This is a genomic window from Flavobacterium foetidum, assembly GCF_004634245.1.
GTDB lineage: Bacteria > Bacteroidota > Bacteroidia > Flavobacteriales > Flavobacteriaceae > Flavobacterium > Flavobacterium foetidum.
In genome coordinates this window covers 137,770-153,802 of the sequence record NZ_SJTF01000012.1, presented here as the reverse complement: position 1 = coordinate 153,802, position 16,033 = coordinate 137,770, and the positions used below count along the sequence as shown (strand labels likewise).

General features: G+C 35.0%; 13 protein-coding genes. 7 read left to right on the top strand and 6 right to left on the bottom strand.

Annotation, left to right across the window (positions count from 1 at the left end; all coding sequences use genetic code 11):
• Positions 1 to 23 precede the first annotated feature (23 nt).
• The 4 genes from metF to E0W73_RS15845 all read left to right on the top strand — a co-directional run bounded on the left by metF (position 24) and on the right by E0W73_RS15845 (position 4,771).
• Complete coding sequence (metF, locus tag E0W73_RS15860; RefSeq protein WP_135223021.1) at positions 24 to 980, top strand: methylenetetrahydrofolate reductase [NAD(P)H]; 957 nt, start codon at positions 24 to 26, stop codon at positions 978 to 980.
• Between the two features lie 176 nt (positions 981 to 1,156).
• Positions 1,157 to 1,810 (top strand): class I SAM-dependent methyltransferase, encoded by a 654-nt coding sequence (locus tag E0W73_RS15855; RefSeq protein WP_135223020.1) that lies wholly within the window; start codon positions 1,157 to 1,159, stop codon positions 1,808 to 1,810.
• A 194-nt stretch (positions 1,811 to 2,004) separates the two neighbouring features.
• Positions 2,005 to 3,228, top strand: a complete 1,224-nt coding sequence (locus E0W73_RS15850) for a dicarboxylate/amino acid:cation symporter (protein WP_135223019.1) — start codon at positions 2,005 to 2,007, stop codon at positions 3,226 to 3,228.
• A 139-nt stretch (positions 3,229 to 3,367) separates the two neighbouring features.
• Positions 3,368 to 4,771, top strand: coding sequence for a pyridoxal phosphate-dependent decarboxylase family protein (locus E0W73_RS15845; RefSeq protein ID WP_135223018.1), 1,404 nt, complete (start codon positions 3,368 to 3,370; stop codon positions 4,769 to 4,771).
• A gap of 93 nt (positions 4,772 to 4,864) precedes the next feature.
• Here E0W73_RS15845 and E0W73_RS15840 read toward each other — a convergent pair whose 3' ends face one another.
• On the bottom strand, positions 4,865 to 6,979 hold the full coding sequence (locus E0W73_RS15840) for an outer membrane beta-barrel family protein (RefSeq protein ID WP_135223017.1): 2,115 nt from the start codon (positions 6,977 to 6,979) through the stop codon (positions 4,865 to 4,867).
• Positions 6,980 to 7,350: 371 nt separating this feature from the next.
• Positions 7,351 to 8,247 carry a gliding motility-associated ABC transporter ATP-binding subunit GldA gene (gldA, locus tag E0W73_RS15835; RefSeq protein ID WP_135223016.1) on the bottom strand — a complete coding sequence of 299 codons (897 nt, stop codon included), beginning with the start codon at positions 8,245 to 8,247 and terminating at the stop codon, positions 7,351 to 7,353.
• 151 nt (positions 8,248 to 8,398) lie between these two features.
• On the opposite strand from gldA, the gene E0W73_RS15830 reads away from it, so the two are divergent.
• Positions 8,399 to 8,983 (top strand): outer membrane beta-barrel protein, encoded by a 585-nt coding sequence (locus E0W73_RS15830; RefSeq protein ID WP_135223015.1) that lies wholly within the window; start codon positions 8,399 to 8,401, stop codon positions 8,981 to 8,983.
• A gap of 333 nt (positions 8,984 to 9,316) precedes the next feature.
• Here E0W73_RS15830 and E0W73_RS15820 read toward each other — a convergent pair whose 3' ends face one another.
• The 3 genes from E0W73_RS15820 to metE form a co-directional block, all read right to left on the bottom strand.
• The gene (locus E0W73_RS15820) at positions 9,317 to 9,616 is read right to left on the bottom strand and encodes a helix-turn-helix domain-containing protein (RefSeq protein ID WP_135223014.1); all 300 of its coding nucleotides are present in this window, start codon (positions 9,614 to 9,616) and stop codon (positions 9,317 to 9,319) included.
• Between the two features lie 8 nt (positions 9,617 to 9,624).
• Positions 9,625 to 9,957: a type II toxin-antitoxin system RelE/ParE family toxin gene (locus E0W73_RS15815; protein ID WP_135223013.1), complete on the bottom strand. Its 333-nt coding sequence runs from the start codon at positions 9,955 to 9,957 to the stop codon at positions 9,625 to 9,627.
• A 402-nt stretch (positions 9,958 to 10,359) separates the two neighbouring features.
• Positions 10,360 to 12,681, bottom strand: a complete 2,322-nt coding sequence (metE, locus tag E0W73_RS15810; RefSeq protein ID WP_135223012.1) for a 5-methyltetrahydropteroyltriglutamate--homocysteine S-methyltransferase — start codon at positions 12,679 to 12,681, stop codon at positions 10,360 to 10,362.
• A gap of 157 nt (positions 12,682 to 12,838) precedes the next feature.
• Here metE and E0W73_RS15805 point away from each other — a divergent pair, with 157 nt between their 5' ends.
• Both E0W73_RS15805 and E0W73_RS15800 read left to right on the top strand, forming a co-directional pair.
• Positions 12,839 to 13,300: an Lrp/AsnC family transcriptional regulator gene (locus E0W73_RS15805; RefSeq protein WP_012023598.1), complete on the top strand. Its 462-nt coding sequence runs from the start codon at positions 12,839 to 12,841 to the stop codon at positions 13,298 to 13,300.
• Between the two features lie 266 nt (positions 13,301 to 13,566).
• On the top strand, positions 13,567 to 14,913 hold the full coding sequence (locus E0W73_RS15800) for a deoxyguanosinetriphosphate triphosphohydrolase (RefSeq protein ID WP_135223011.1): 1,347 nt from the start codon (positions 13,567 to 13,569) through the stop codon (positions 14,911 to 14,913).
• Positions 14,914 to 15,007: 94 nt separating this feature from the next.
• Here E0W73_RS15800 and E0W73_RS15795 read toward each other — a convergent pair whose 3' ends face one another.
• Positions 15,008 to 16,009 carry a DUF3078 domain-containing protein gene (locus tag E0W73_RS15795; protein WP_135223010.1) on the bottom strand — a complete coding sequence of 334 codons (1,002 nt, stop codon included), beginning with the start codon at positions 16,007 to 16,009 and terminating at the stop codon, positions 15,008 to 15,010.
• Between the last annotated feature and the right edge of the window lie 24 nt (positions 16,010 to 16,033).

Genomic DNA, 16,033 nt, shown 5'->3' with positions numbered 1-16,033 from the left:
AAACCTGAAACAAAAAATAAATAATGAAAGTAACAGAACATATAGAAAACGCCAAAGGAAAAACATTATTCTCATTTGAAATTATTCCGCCTCAAAAGGGGAAAAGCATTCAGGAATTATACGATAATATTGATCCGTTGATGGAGTTTAATCCGCCATTTATTGATGTAACGACTTCTCGTGAAGAGTACATTTATATTGATAAAGGTAACGGACTTTTGGACAAAAAACTAACTCGTATGCGTCCAGGAACGCTTGGAATTTGCGCTTCTATAAAACATAAATACAATGTAGATACGGTACCGCATTTGCTTTGCGGTGGTTTTACCAAAGAAGAAACCGAATACATGCTGGTTGACTGTCATTATTTAGGAATCAATAACGTAATGGCGCTTCGCGGAGATGCTATGAAAGACGAACAGTCTTTTACGCCAAAAGCAGGAGGAAATCATTACGCAGTTGATTTGGTTAAACAAATTAAAGATTTAAACTGCGGGCAATACCTTCACGAAGTAATCGATACCGATAACAAAGCCGATTTCTGTATTGGTGTTGCTGGTTATCCTGAAAAACATTTAGAATCACCTTCTTTGCAATCGGATTTAAAAAGATTAAAAGAAAAAGTAGACGCAGGAGCTGATTATGTTGTTACGCAAATGTTTTTTGACAATGCTAAATATTTTGCTTTCGTAGAAAAAGCAAGAGAAATGGGCATCACAATTCCGATTATTCCTGGCATTAAACCAATCGCTGTTCAAAGACATTTACAGGTTTTACCACAGATTTTCAGAATCGATTTGCCAGAAGATTTAATCGATGCTGTTGACAAATGCAAAAACAACGCTGAAATCAAACAAGTCGGAATCGAATGGGCGATTCAGCAGTCATTAGAATTAAAAGCCGCAGGAGTTCCGTTTTTACATTATTATTCAATGGGTAAATCTGAGAATATCCGCCAGATTGCAAGTCAGGTTTTTTAAGGTCTTTGCGCGATATAACGTTTGTTTTGTCATTTCGACCGAAGGGAGAAATCACACGCGGGATTCGATAAAGATTGGCGACTTTCTGTGCGGAGTTTCTAGTGTGATTTCTCCCTTCGGTCGAAATGACAAAAAAATTGGAATTTGGAATTTTTTTAATTGAAATTTTAAAAATCATGAAACAAGAAGAACTACAAGCCATAGCCTCTCAATTAAAACATCCATCGGGAGAAAAAGGAATTGAAATGGGGAATATGATGAACGAAACGAACATCAATATGACCAAACATTCAATTCTGAATCTAAATATTTCAAACGAAAACACAATTCTGGAACTGGGCCACGGAAACGCGGGCCACGTTGAATTTCTGTTTGAACAAGCCGAAAAACTAAAATATTACGGACTGGAAATGTCAGAACTAATGTTTCAGGAAGCGCGCCAAATCAACCGTAATTTTGTTTCCCAAAAGCAGGCTTTCTTTTCACTTTATGATGGAAAAAGCATTCCTTTTGAAGACGAATTATTTGATAAAATATTTACCGTAAATACGATTTATTTCTGGCAGAAACCCGAAGAATTACTTTCGGAAATCTACAGGGTTTTAAAACCAAATGGTACTTTCTGTCTGACATTTGCTGAAGAAGATTTTATGAAAAAACTGCCTTTTACACAGTTTGAATTTGAATTGTACAGCACCGAAAAAGTGCAGGAATTAATCAAAAAATCAGATTTTAAAATCGTTTATACCGAAACACAGACAGAACAAGTAAAAAGCAAAACCGGCGAATTGGTTGAAAGGGCTTTTACGACTATTGTGTTAGAGAAATAGTTTTTTTTGCCACAGATTGCACAGATTAAGAGGATTTCTTTTGCCGCTAATTTCACAAATTTCCACTAATTAATTTGTTCATTTTAAAATCTGTGTAAATCACTTTAATCTGTGGCGGAAAAAAAATCTTAGCAGTTTTTTAAGTACTTTCATTCTTTATTATTAACCTTTCTGAATTATAATTCTCTACGATTATGGAAGTTAAGAAAATCAATTTTTTGCAGAGTTACAGCAGTATTTTATGGCTTCTTGGGGGAATCATAATCGGAAGTGTTTTCGGGTTAGTATTTGGAGAAGATGTGCTGATCATAAAGCCGTTGGGAGATATTTTTCTGAATTTGCTTTTTACTGCCATTATTCCACTTATCTTTTTTACAATTGGTTCATCAATTGCAAATTTGGAACGAACAGAAAAATTGGGAAAACTGTTTGTTATCATGTTATTGGTTTTTCTCGCTACAATTTTAATCTCAGCAATTGTAATGATTAGTGCCGTTTATCTTTTTCCGATTCATGAAGATATTGCGATTGCCAAAGTTCCGTTTGAAGAAGTAGCATCAGAATCGGCAGGAGATCAAATTACGAAGCTGCTTACTGCCAATGATTTCTTCGAATTGTTATCCCGAAAAAGCATGCTGGCATTTATTATTTTCTCTTTATTAGTTGGTTTTGCCACATTACAATCAGGCGAAAAAGGGAATGCTTTCAAGAGTTTTTTGGATTCAGGAAACGAGGTAATGAAACAGCTTTTGAACATTATCATGAAATTGGCGCCAATAGGTTTAGGAGCTTATTTTGCTTATCAAGTTGGAGTTTTTGGACCACAATTACTGGGCGTTTATGCAAAACCAATGGCGGTTTATTATGCAGCTTGTATTTTCTATTTCTTTGTATTTTTCAGTTTATATGCGTTTGTGGCTGGCGGGATAAAGGCTTTTAAAGTTTTTTGGACCAATAATATAGAACCTTCATTAACGGCAGTAGGAACCTGCAGCAGTATTGCCACTATTCCGGCCAATTTAAAAGCAGCAGAAAAAATGGGAATTCAATCACATGTCAGGAATTTAGTAATTCCGCTTGGAGCGCCTTTGCACAAAGACGGTTCAAGTATGTCGTCCATCTTAAAAATAACCTTTTTGTTTGCTATGTTTGGAAAAGATTTTTCAGATCCAATGACGATTCTTCTCGCTTTAGGAATTACAATTGTAGTTTCGATTGTCGAAGGCGGAATTCCAAATGGAGGTTATATTGGTGAAATTCTAGCCATTACCGTTTACGGTTTCCCAATGGAACAAGCTTTACCAGTTGCCATGATTCTAGGAACTCTAGTCGATCCAATTGCGACTTTATTAAATGCCAACGGAGATGTAATCTGTTCTATGATGGTTTCTAGGTTCTCCGAAAAAACAAAATGGTAACTAGATTTTAAAAATCCCAAATCTTAAACTCCAAATCCCAAAATCTGCCGAAGATCAAATCAGCAGTTCTTCAAATAAAAAATTATATCTAATCTGTTTTCATCTGAATCAATCAGCATGAAACCTAATACTCCATACTATGAATTCAATATTACAACAAGATCTCAATAACTTCGAAAATATTTTAGAAAAGGCAAAACAACAAGGAATCGATTTTCTGAATAATCTAGAAAATATTCCAACTTCAAATAAAAATACACTTGATCCAAAACGCAGTTTGAACGAATTGGGTTTAGGTTCTGATGAAGCTTTAAAAGAGTTTAAAGATCGTTTGGCTCCTTTATTGGTTTCGTCTCCAGGACCTCGTTATTGGGGATTTGTAACGGGCGGATCAACACCGGCTTCTATTGTTGGCGATTGGCTGGCATCGGTTTACGATCAAAATACGCAATCGGTAACTTCTCAAGGAGGAAATTCGGCTTTAATCGAATTGGAAACAATTAATTTATTACTGCAGTTATTGGAACTTCCAGACTCCTTTTTGGGCGGATTTGTGACTGGAGCTACAATGTCCAATTTTACGAGTTTAGCAGTTGCTAGACAATGGTTTGGAAAACAATTTGGAAAAGATTTTGCTAAAAACGGAATTTCTGAAACCATCAATATTTTAACAGCAACTCCGCATTCTTCTTCGATAAAATCGTTGTCGATGTTAGGAATAGGAAGTCAGAATTATACGGTTGTAAAAACAATCGAAGGCAATCGTGAAGCTTTAGATATCGCCGATTTAGAAGAAAAAATTAAAGCTCTAAATGGGAACCCTTTTATTCTAATCTCAAGTGCAGGAACAGTAAACACCGCTGATTTTGATGATTTTGAAGCAATTGCAGCATTAAAAGAAAAATACAATTTCTGGTGGCATATTGACGGTGCTTTTGGTGGATTTGCGGCCGTTTCAGAAAAATACAAACATTACGTAAAAGGTTGGGAAAGAGCAGATAGTATTACGATTGACTGTCATAAATGGCTGAACGTTCCTTATGAAAGCGCATTTTATTTGATTAAAAAAGACCACATCAATCTCCAGATAGAAACATTCCAAAATTCAAATGCACCGTATTTAGGCAATCCGTTGGAAAATTTTAATTATTTGAATGTGCTTCCGGAGAATTCACGTCGTTTGAGAGCGCTTCCCGTTTGGTTTTCTTTGATAGCTTATGGAAAAGAAGGTTTTCAGGATTTAATTGAAAAAAGTACATCATTAGCGCTTCATTTTGGAAACGCACTTATAGAAGATGGAAATTTTGAGCTGTTGGCACCAATCCGTTTAAATAATGTTTGTTTTACCTTAAAAGGAGAGCATAATCAGGAAAAAGTGAGTCCGTTTTTGGTTGCTTTAAATGATACCGGAAAAGTATTTTTAACACCAACAGTTTATGAAAATAAAAAAGGCATAAGAGCTTCATTTGTAAACTGGCGTACAACAGAAAATGATATCAAAATAGTAATCGAAGAAATGAAAAAACTGCTTTTGGAATTGTAGTTTAAAAAACAAAAGAGTCTGTTGAAAGGAAAACAGACTCTTTTTAACTAACACAAAAAAAAAACAAAAAACAATATTCAAGAATGAATAATCTTAAATTCTGTACGTAAATGCAATGGTTGCAATACGATTATCCAAATCGTATTTTTTATCAAAGCTTGTCTGTGCAACTACAGATTTGATATGAAAATTATTGGTGTTGAAAATATCCGTAACATTAAGTTTGATAGTTCCTTTTTTTTCCAAAACCTGTTTTGAAATTCCGATGCTGAAATCAAAGAAGCCGTCTCGTTGGTAAATCCCAAGATTAGACTTCGACTGATACTGCGCATTTGCTTCGGCTTTAAGGGTTTCGGTAAGGGTAAATGAATTTTGAACATTCAGATTCACAGTCATAATAGGATCAATTGTGGTGCTGTTGAGTACATTTCCCATAAATTTATTTTCAAACACATTAAAAAGTGTGTTTACCGACCACCATTTGTTAAGCTCAGAACTATTGGTAATATTAATGCCGTAATTGTAAGATTTGCTTACATTGATTTCAGTGGTAACTGTTGTATTGGTGTTTGGGTCGTAATTGTATACTTCTGTAAAAACATCTTTTGTTTTGTTCAAATAAACAGATGCCATAAAACTGCTTTTCCAAGCGTAGCCAATTTCCATAGCATTTGTTATTTCAGGTAACAAGTTTGGATTTCCTTGAGAATAATTAAACGAGTCGTCATAAAAACGAAACGGATTTAAGTCGAACTGGCTCGGTCTGTTGATTCGTCTACTGTAGGACGCGTGAACCGAATGGCTGCTTGTAAATTCATATTTTAAGGAAAGGCTCGGGAACCATTTGAGATAATCGTCTTTATGCTCTTCATTTAAGGTTTTCTGATTGATATCGATTGCTGTATACTCGCTTCTTAAACCTGCCTGAATATTGAGTTTTTCTAATTGGTATTTGTAATTGATGTAGGCTGCAAAAATCTGTTCATTGTATTCAAAATGGTTGGTCGAATTAAAATCGATTAACCATTGATTGTTGTCATAATATTCATAAACAGAAGGATTATCATTGTTTTTAATGCTTCCTTTGAAACCCCATTCTAGAGATTGTTTTTCTTTAATCGGATTGACAAAATCAACTTTTCCGCTAAAAACTTTTAATTGAGACGGAATATAACCTCGGCGATCATTTACAGTTACGGCAGAAGCTGTATTGTCGGCACTTTGAAATTGATTTGATCTAAATTTAGAGGTTTCATATTCAAAATCAAAAGCCATGGTTTGTCCTTCTTTATCAAATTTATGAACGCCAGAAAAAGCGTAGGTGTAATCATTCCATTTTTCTTTGCTGTTATTATACGTTACGGCATCAAAAACAGTTTGATTTGAGGCATCTGTTAATAAATTCGTCCCGTCGGCTATATTTTGATAGCTTCCGATTTTGGCATCTACATAAAACTCTAAATTCGTTTTTGCGGAAACTTCATATTGCGTTCCGATTTTAAAATTGTTTGAAGTCAAAGGCTCATCTGTGATAGAAGTCTGATGATTCTTCGTTGCAATTTGCTGACGTGTTTCGTCTGTAAACTGAGTTTGATTGAATTCTTTCTTTTCTTCTTCACCTCGGAAAGTATAACTATAATTGCCATAAACGCCCCATTTGTCCTTATTGTAATTTAAGTTAAAACCCGCACTATTTCGGTTTTTTCGACCTCTTCCATAGCTGGCGAAGGCCGTTCCTTTTAGTCCAGATTCGGTAGTTTTTTTTAGGATGATATTAATAATTCCGGCTTTTCCAGCAGCATCATATTTTGCTGATGGATTTGTAATTACTTCAATCTGTTTAATATTAGATGAAGCCGTCGATTTTAAATAATTGGCCAATTCTTTTTGCGAAAGCTGTGTCAGTTTTCCGTTAATCATGACAGCAACGCCCTGCTGTCCGCGCAACGATAAATCGCCATCCTGCGAAACCACAACTCCTGGCGCACGAGAAAGTACGTCTAGAGCCGTCCCCCCTTCAGACACGATACTGTTTTCGACATTAAAAACAAGTCTATCTGATTTTTGAGTGTATAAAACCTTTTTTTTGGTCAAGACAACTTCGTCTAAGACGTTTATGGTTTCAATAATACTGTCTTTTTCTTTTTCTGTCTGAGAGAACCCGTATACCGAAAAAGCAAGCATCATGGAGGTAATAAAATTTTTCATGCTGATTAATTTGCTATCCTAAATTTTGTTTAGAATAAAATCCTGAGTTTTAAGAATTATTGAAGAACAAGCTGTTCTAGTTTTTCTGAAATTCTTTTTCGAAGATTTAAAAGCTGGTGTAAAGTAGCAGAAAAAGCTTTTTTTATGTAATGGAGTGTAGAAGTCATCGTGTGGCATTTTAAATTATGATGCCAAAGATAACAACTATTTATAATAAGTCTAAATAAAAATAAAATTAATTTGAAAAATATTTTTAAGCTCTTGGAAAAGAGAGGTTAACAAAACCTGAAAATGAAATAATTACGTACAAAAAGAGCGATTTGCTCTGAAACAATCGCTCTTTTGTGTGAATGATATAATAAATTTGAGGCTTATTTGGTGATTTCCCTAAAAACGGCTTCAAGATTTTTATTTTTCTGATTGAGTTGCAACGTTTTTAAGCCGTTTTCGCTTGCGAAATCAAAAATTGCGGGACGCATATCTTTTTCGGTAACAAAAGTAAGCTCCCAAGTCATATCGTGTGTATTGACATAGGAACTGATGTTTTCCAATCTAGCCAGTAATTGCTCTTCCACTTTGTAATCAAATTCGACTTCGATAACCTGTTCTTTATTTGCGGCAACCAAATGGTCTAATTTATTGTCGGCAACAATTTGTCCTTTGTCAATAATTATGACACGATCGCAGATTGCTTCTACTTCCTGCATAATGTGTGTTGAGAGAAAAACAGTTTTATTTTTCCCTGCATTTTTGATTACGTTCCGAATTTCCATTAACTGGTTCGGATCCAGACCAGTAGTTGGCTCATCCAAAATCAAAACCTCAGGGTCATGTAGCAAAGCATTTGCAAGTCCTACACGCTGGCGGTATCCTTTAGACAATTGGCCTATTTTTTTATGGCTTTCTGGTGTCAGTCCTGTCAGTTGAATAACTTCTTCGATTCTTGATTTCGGAACTTTATAAACATCGGCATTAAAAGCCAAATACTCACGAATATACAAATCCAAATACAGCGGATTGTGCTCTGGAAGATACCCGATTGATCGCTGGACTTCTTTTGTGTTTGTCATGACATCGTGACCATTTACAAGCGCCTGACCTTTGTCTGCCAGCAAATAAGTGGTCAAAATTTTCATCAAAGTAGATTTTCCAGCTCCGTTGGGACCTAAGAATCCAACAATTTCTCCTTTTTGTATAGAGAATGAAATCGAGTTTAACGCTTTTTGGGTTCCGTAACTTTTTGATATGTTGTTTACTACTATCGACATGACTTTTTATTTACTGCAAAAGTAAACAGAAAATAATTCTAACCACAGTATTTTACATTTTAAAGTAATCATAAAAAAAACTTAAAACCCTTAATTCACGGCACTGTTATTGTTAAAGGAAGCTTAAATTCAACAAAAATAAATTTAAAACATGACAAAAAAAATTTTAGTGATGGCTCTTTTAGCTATCGGTGGTTTTGCAAATGCACAAAAAGGTACAATCCTAGTTGGTGGAAACATTTCTTATTCTTCTGAAAAAACTGAATATCAGTTTAGCGAAGAAAAAGTAAACTCTTTTACTTTCTCTCCAAAAGTGGGTTACCAATTTCACGATAACTGGACTGTGGGAGGTGAATTTGCTGTGACTTCTGCAACTAACGATGACGGAGCTGTTGAAGAAAAACTTAACGGTTTCAAAATCGGTGCATTTGTACGTTACACTATGCCATTGAGCCAGACTTTCTCTGTTTTTGCAGATATGGGAGTAGGTGTACAAAACCAAAAGTACAAAGAGTACGGTCCTGGAAACGCATTTTACAAATCTAAAGCTGATGGTGTTTACGCAGGTGTAACTCCAGCGCTTTTCATCAACATGAAAAAAGGTTTTGGTCTTAACTTCAGCATTGGAGGTTTAGGTTTCGAAACTTTAAGCTACGATAACAATGGTGCTGACGTGAGTAATTTCTACTTCAATTTCGGTCAGACATTCAACATTGGAATTTCTAAAAACTTCTAGTCTTAGATATATTCAATTTCAGGAAGCATTCGCCTCGGCGGATGCTTTTTGCATTTATACCAATGCATTTTACACGCAGGAATTTTAATTTTTGTTATGCGATAGATATCATTTTACTGCATCTATTAGGTGTTTTTTTTGAATATTAAAGAAAATGCAATCTATTTGGTCTGACTCCGGCACTTTTCATAAACATGAAAAAGTGTTTTGATCTTAACTTCAGCATTGGAGGTTTAGGATACGAAACGTTAAGTTATGACAACGACTGACCAGATATTGATAGTTTCTACTTCAACTTCGGTAAAACAGTAAATCTTGGGGTTTGGAGTGCTTTTACAAAAAAGTCAATCCGACCCTCTTGTTTAAGCCTATTTCAAAGATTCTAATTAGAGTGGAAAGCTGTACATTACCTTTTCCATTTTCAAGTTTTGAAATGTAACTTTTTTTAGTTCCGGTTTTATCTGCTAATTGTTCTTGAGTTAAATTAGCTTCTTTACGGGCTTCTTTTAACATTTCACTAATAATGAACATTTGTGATTTTTCTTCAAATTGGTTTCTGCTTTCGCTGCCAATCTTTCCGTGTTCAACTTCAATGAGATCATCAAAAGATTGTATGTTTTTATAATTTTTCATAGTGGTATTTATTTCTGTTGAAAATAGTCAGTCATTAATTCCTTTGCTCTATGTAATTCTTCTTTTGGTGTTTTTTGCGATTTTTTTTGAAACCCATTAAAAAGAATCACTAGTTTTCCTTGATCGAAACAGCAAAATATTCTATAAATATCTGATTTGACTTCAATTCTTATTTCATAAAGTCCTTCAGTTCCGGATACATGTTTTAAAAATTTTTCAGGAACTCTATCAACTTGTTTTATCAGTTCAAGGACGTACTGAATTTTCAATTTAACCTTTTCATTTTGGACTTGATAAAACTCAATGAAATGGTTTTTATGAAATATGATTGTTCTTGCCATTTCTGCAAAGTTATCTTAAAAGTGAACATTTTGCAAATATAAGGTATTTTATTGTTTAAAGTAAATTCTTATGAAAAATATATGTTTCTTCCTTAGCCCCGATAGAAGCGGTATCCTTTTTCTGGCTTCTTTAGACAGAAAAAGATATAGTGGATAGCGGGACAAAACGTGCTTTTTAAAACGTTAATTTTCTGCTTCAAAATATAAATCAACCCTTTGGATGAGATAGTTTTTGTGCAACTGCTTTTCAGGTAGATTTAAAAAGATAAAGTATGTTTACACAGGTTTATTAATCAGCTATTTAAAGAAAATGCCAGACGAGTGAAGCCGAGATTAAAACATAACTAAACGTCGACTCCACCTATCGGCATAAAAAACAAAAATAGATTTCAGATAAAAATTTTAGCTAACAGGGCTTTCTACTTCCGTTCTCATTTCCTGAGCCGCCGCAACCATTTCGATTAACGCTTTTTTGGTTTCGTCCCAATGACGTGTTTTTAAACCACAGTCTGGATTTACCCATAGTTGGTCTATCGGGATAACAGCCGAAGCTTTTTCTAACAAACGAACCATTTCTTTGCTCGAAGGTACGCGTGGCGAATGGATATCGTAGACTCCAGGACCAATTTCGTTTGGATATTTAAAATTCGCAAAAGCATCTAATAGCTCCATCTGAGAACGTGAACATTCGATTGTGATGACGTCGGCATCCATATCGGCGATATTTTGAATGATGTCATTGAATTCGCTGTAGCACATGTGCGTGTGAATCTGCGTATCGTCGTTGACACCGCTGGCCGAAATTCGGAATGCTTTTACAGCCCAGTCTAAATATTTCGCCCATTCTTCTTTTCTTAGCGGAAGACCTTCGCGAATGGCGGGCTCGTCTATCTGAATGATTTTGATTCCTGCTTTTTCTAAATCGACAACCTCATCACGGATTGCCAACGCGATTTGTGTACAAGTTTCAGAACGTGGTTGATCATTGCGCACAAACGACCATTGTAAAATCGTTACAGGACCAGTGAGCATGCCTTTTACCCATTTTTGTGTTAAAGACTGCGCATATTGCGACCATTTTACTGTCATTGGGTTTGGTCTCGAAACGTCTCCGTAAATAACAGGTGGTTTTACGCAACGGCTTCCGTAGCTTTGAACCCAGCCGTTTTTAGTAAAAGTGAATCCGTCCAATTGCTCGCCGAAATATTCCACCATATCGTTGCGCTCAAACTCGCCATGAACTAAAACATCGATTCCGGTTTCTTCCTGAAAACGAATCGTGGCTTCGGTTTCTTTCTCGATTAAATCGTTGTATGCTGACGGGGTTAATTCTCCTTTTTTGAATTTTGCTCTCCAGCTTCTCACTTCTGCTGTTTGAGGGAAAGATCCAATGGTTGTGGTTGGGAATAGTGGTAGTTTTAAAGCTTCAATCTGGCTTTTTCTTCTAACAGCAAAAGCGCTTTTGCGTTTGTCATCAGAAGCGGTAATTCCTGCAACACGTGCTTTAACTTCATTATTATGAATTAATTTTGACGTTTTTCGATTCTCATTTGCCAAAACATTTTCTTTATAATCTGCGGAGTCTTCGACAGCAACTTCATTAGAAGCAAATTGTTTTAAAAGTACAATTTCGTTGATTTTCTGTTTGGCAAAAGCCAGCCATTGTTTGATTTCAGGAGTTAAAGTCTGATCGTTGGTTTCTAAATCCAAATCGCATGGACTGTGGATTAAAGAACAAGATGGCGCTATTAAAATTCTGTTTTCGCCTAAAGCATCTGTCGCTTTTTTGATTAATTCTAATGATTTTTTGAAGTCGTTTTTCCAGATGTTTCTTCCGTCAACCACTCCCAAGGAAAGTTTTGCGTTTGAAGCTAGTTTTCCTGATTCTAAAATATCATCTAACTGAAGCTCACATCGCACTAAATCTAAATGGAAAGTATCAACCGGAAGTGCTAAAGCTGTTTCTAAATTTTCTCCAAAACAGTCGAAATAATTGGCTAAGATGATTTTAAGTTTTGGAAAACGGCTGTTGATTTCATGGTACACTTTCGTGAAAACATTTCTTTCTTTATCTGTTAAATTTAAAGCTAAGAAAGGTTCGTCTAGCTGAATGTATTGGGCATTTTCTGCTTGCAATTTTTCAAGAATTTCAAAGTAAACAGGAAGAAGAGCGTCAATAAGGTCAATTCTGCTGAAACCTTCTTCTTTTTCTTTTCCTAATAATAGATAGGAAACAGGACCAATTAAGACAGGTTTTGTTTTAATTCCAACAGCATTTGCCTCTTTGAATTCATTGATTATTTTTTCAGAAAACAATTCAAACTTTTGATTCTTTTTGAATTCGGGAACAATATAATGGTAATTGGTGTCGAACCATTTTGTCATTTCCATAGCCACAACATCTTGTCCGTTTTTCTGCGAACCTCTTGCCATCGCAAAGTATAGATCTAAAGAAGAGTTCGATTTTGCTAATTCATGATAACGTTCTGGAATTGCGCCAACGGTCAGCGTTAAATCAAGTACTTGATCGTAAAAAGAAAAATCGTTAGACGGAATCAAATCTACTCCTGCTTGAGCTTGTAGTTTCCAGTTTTTAAGGCGGATTTCTTTTCCGACATCTATAAGTTCGTCTGCCGAAATTTTTCCGGCCCAGTAAAGTTCGCTGGCTTTTTTCAGTTCTCTATTGCTGCCAATTCTTGGGTAACCTAAATTGTTTGTTTTCATTTCGATTTCAGTATTTTTTACTGTACAAATTTATTGTATTGGTTTTTTAAACTTATATTTGACTATTAATTCAGTAAAATGTGTTTTAAAATTTTATTTAAAAAGATTTAATCACTTTTAAATTATCCAAAACGAGCTTTTAGCCGTAAAAAAAACTATGGAAAACTTAGATAAAACCGATTTGCTCATATTGAAGTACCTTCAAGAAGACTGCAATATCAACACAAAAGACCTTGCGAGTAAATTATTCTTAACGGTAACTCCCGTTTATGAGCGTATCAAAAGATTGGAAAGAGATGGTTACATTACGAAATATGTGGCGCTGTTGGATAAGAAAAAAATGAATCGCGGCATGACGGTTTTCTGCAATGTGCGTTTAAAAGAACACGCCAAAAATGTGGGAAGCAATTTTGTAAAAGATATTGTCGCACTTCCAGAAATTATTGAGTGTTACAATATTGCCGGTGATTACGATTTTATGCTCAAAATTCTGGTTCAAGATATGGCTAGTTATCAGGATTTTGTAATGAATAAATTGTCAACCATTGAAAATATCGGGAATACAAACAGTATTTTCGTAATGGGAGAAATCAAGCACAGCACGGCATTAGAGTTTTAATGTTTTTCTGCCACAGATTACGCAGATTATCATGATTGTTATAATTTGGTTTATTTTTTAGTCATGAATTTCACATATTAGTACAAAATATTGTGTTTGAATTAATTCGAGCTGATTAGTAAAATTCGTGACAAACAAAACATTTAATCTTTTGAGTCAAATTAATCTGTGGCTTTACTTTTATTGAATATTATCCTAAAATAAAACGTATTTTTGACTTTTAGATGAAAAATCTAAAATCTAAATTCAGAAATCTAAAATAAAAAATGAACTGGGAACAACTTTTATCATTAAAAAGACAAGGAGATACAAGCAAACGATTACGTGCAGAACAAGATGATACACGTTTAGGATTTGAGGTTGATTATGACCGAATTATCTTTTCGGCCGCATTTCGCTCTTTACAAGATAAAACACAGGTAATTCCCCTTTCTAAAACCGATTTCGTACACACTCGATTAACGCATAGCCTTGAGGTTTCTGTTGTAGGAAGATCATTGGGACGTTTGGTCGGAAAAAAAATCATCGAAAAATATCCCTATCTAAAAGAAGTCCACGGTTATCATATGAATGATTTTGGAGCAATTGTCGCGGCTGCTTCTCTGGCGCACGATATCGGCAATCCTCCATTCGGACATTCGGGAGAAAAAGCTATCGGAGAATATTTTTCGAGCGGAAAAGGATTAAAATACAAAGACAAACTTACCGCAAAACAATGGCAGGATTTAATCGATTTTGAAGGAAATGCCAATGGATTTTCGGTCTTAACAGCAAGTCGACCAGGCATTGAAGGCGGACTTAGGATTTCGTACGCAACTTTGGGTGCTTTCATGAAATATCCAAAAGAAAGTCTTCCTAAAAAACCGACTAATAATATTGCAGATAAAAAATACGGTTTCTTTCAGGCAGACAAAGTTTTTTTTGAAGAAGTTGCCCAAGATATGGGTTTGATTCCTAACAAAGAAGAAGGCGATTTAGGATTTGAAAGACATCCTTTGGCTTATCTAGTAGAAGCAGCCGATGATATCTGCTATACCATTATTGATTTTGAAGACGGAATAAATCTTGGTTTGGTTTCTGAAGATTATGCTCTTGAATATCTTATAAAACTGGTAAAAGACAATATTGGTATTGAAAAATACAATATGTTGGAAACCAAAGAAGACAGAATCAGTTATTTGCGCGCTTTGGCCATTGGAGCTTTGATCAATGATGCTGTCGATGTTTTTGTTGAAAATGAAGAAGCAATCTTGGCTGGAAATTTCCCTTTTGCTTTAACAGAAAAAAGCAAATATAAAGCCCAGATGGACGATATTATCAAGCTAAGTATCGATAAAATATACCAGAGCCGCGAGGTAATAGAAAAAGAGATTGTGGGTTATCAAATTATCCAGACTTTACTTGATAAGTTTATTACGGCATTTAATAATAAATTCGACGGAACCGCTTCTAATTATGATAAGTTGATTCTCAAAATGCTGCCAGAAAAACATCATTTAGAAAAAGGCAGTTTGTACGAGCGTTTGCTTCATATTTGTCATTATGTTTCGCTTCTCACAGATGGAAATGCACTTGAATTGTACGAAATGATCAGCGGGAGAAAGAAACGTTAATTTCAATACAACTATAAAAATGGAAAAGGCTTTAGTCACACAAACTAAAGCCTTTTTTATGAATCGTGATAAGCAGAACTCATCAAAATTTTTATTATTTAAAAGCATAAACCAAACCAACTCCCAATACTTGTCTTAACTGCATTCTGGGTCCGTCGTTTACCTGTGTTTTGTTTCCAGTTGTAGGGTCCACTACGTCTTTTTTGGTTTTAATATCATCATCATAAATTAGATGAACACCAATATTTGCTTTTACATAGGCATTTACCACCAAATCCAGACGTGTGTCGTAATCGATATCGACATTTCCGAATTTATTTAAATAATCGGTGTAAAGACTTAATCGGTTTTCGTAGAAAACATTTTTATAGATTTCGCTTTTCATATAACCTGTAAACAGAATACCAAATTCGGCTTTTACTTTCTGTCCTTCATCTATTAGAATTTGAGAATCAGGATTTAGAGGGTCGGAGATATAAGTAGCCTTTTTAACACCAAATGCACCCTGATTAGCAAGATATTGATCTAAAACCAAAGTTGTTTTAAGCGTGATAGGAGAGAAATAAAAAGTTCTGTTTTTTTGTTTATTAGAATTTTCAGCTCCAGCTCCCAGAAAGATGTATGCCGGTGCAAAAGGTTTTGAGATTGCGACACTTCTATTCGGGTAATTGTAACCGTTTGTAAATTGTGTATTGAAGTTCAATTTTGATGAATAATACCAGTTTGATGCGGTATCTTTTCTAAAGCCGTAAGTAGAGTTGAACTGAACGGCATCGTCGGTTTTTCTTAATTCAATTCCGTCCTGCTTATTTAAGCCATATTTTACAATAAGTTCGTTCACCCATTTATGATTGTCTTTTGCGTAGGTTCTATTAAATTCTCCCTTAAATAAACCTGAAATAGAACTAGTTCCCCCCGCACTCCAGTTGACAAAAGCAATTTCTGAAATATCGAAACCAAGCTGATTTCTCTTTGTCCAGTTTGAAGGTGGTTTTGGCGCTTGATTAGGACTTAAGGTGGTTTGGATAATCTGGGCAAAGTTATTTGAAGTACACAGAAGCAATAAAAGCAAAAGGGTAGAACGCAATAATTTCATTAGGCTTATTTTAGTTTTTTTTTT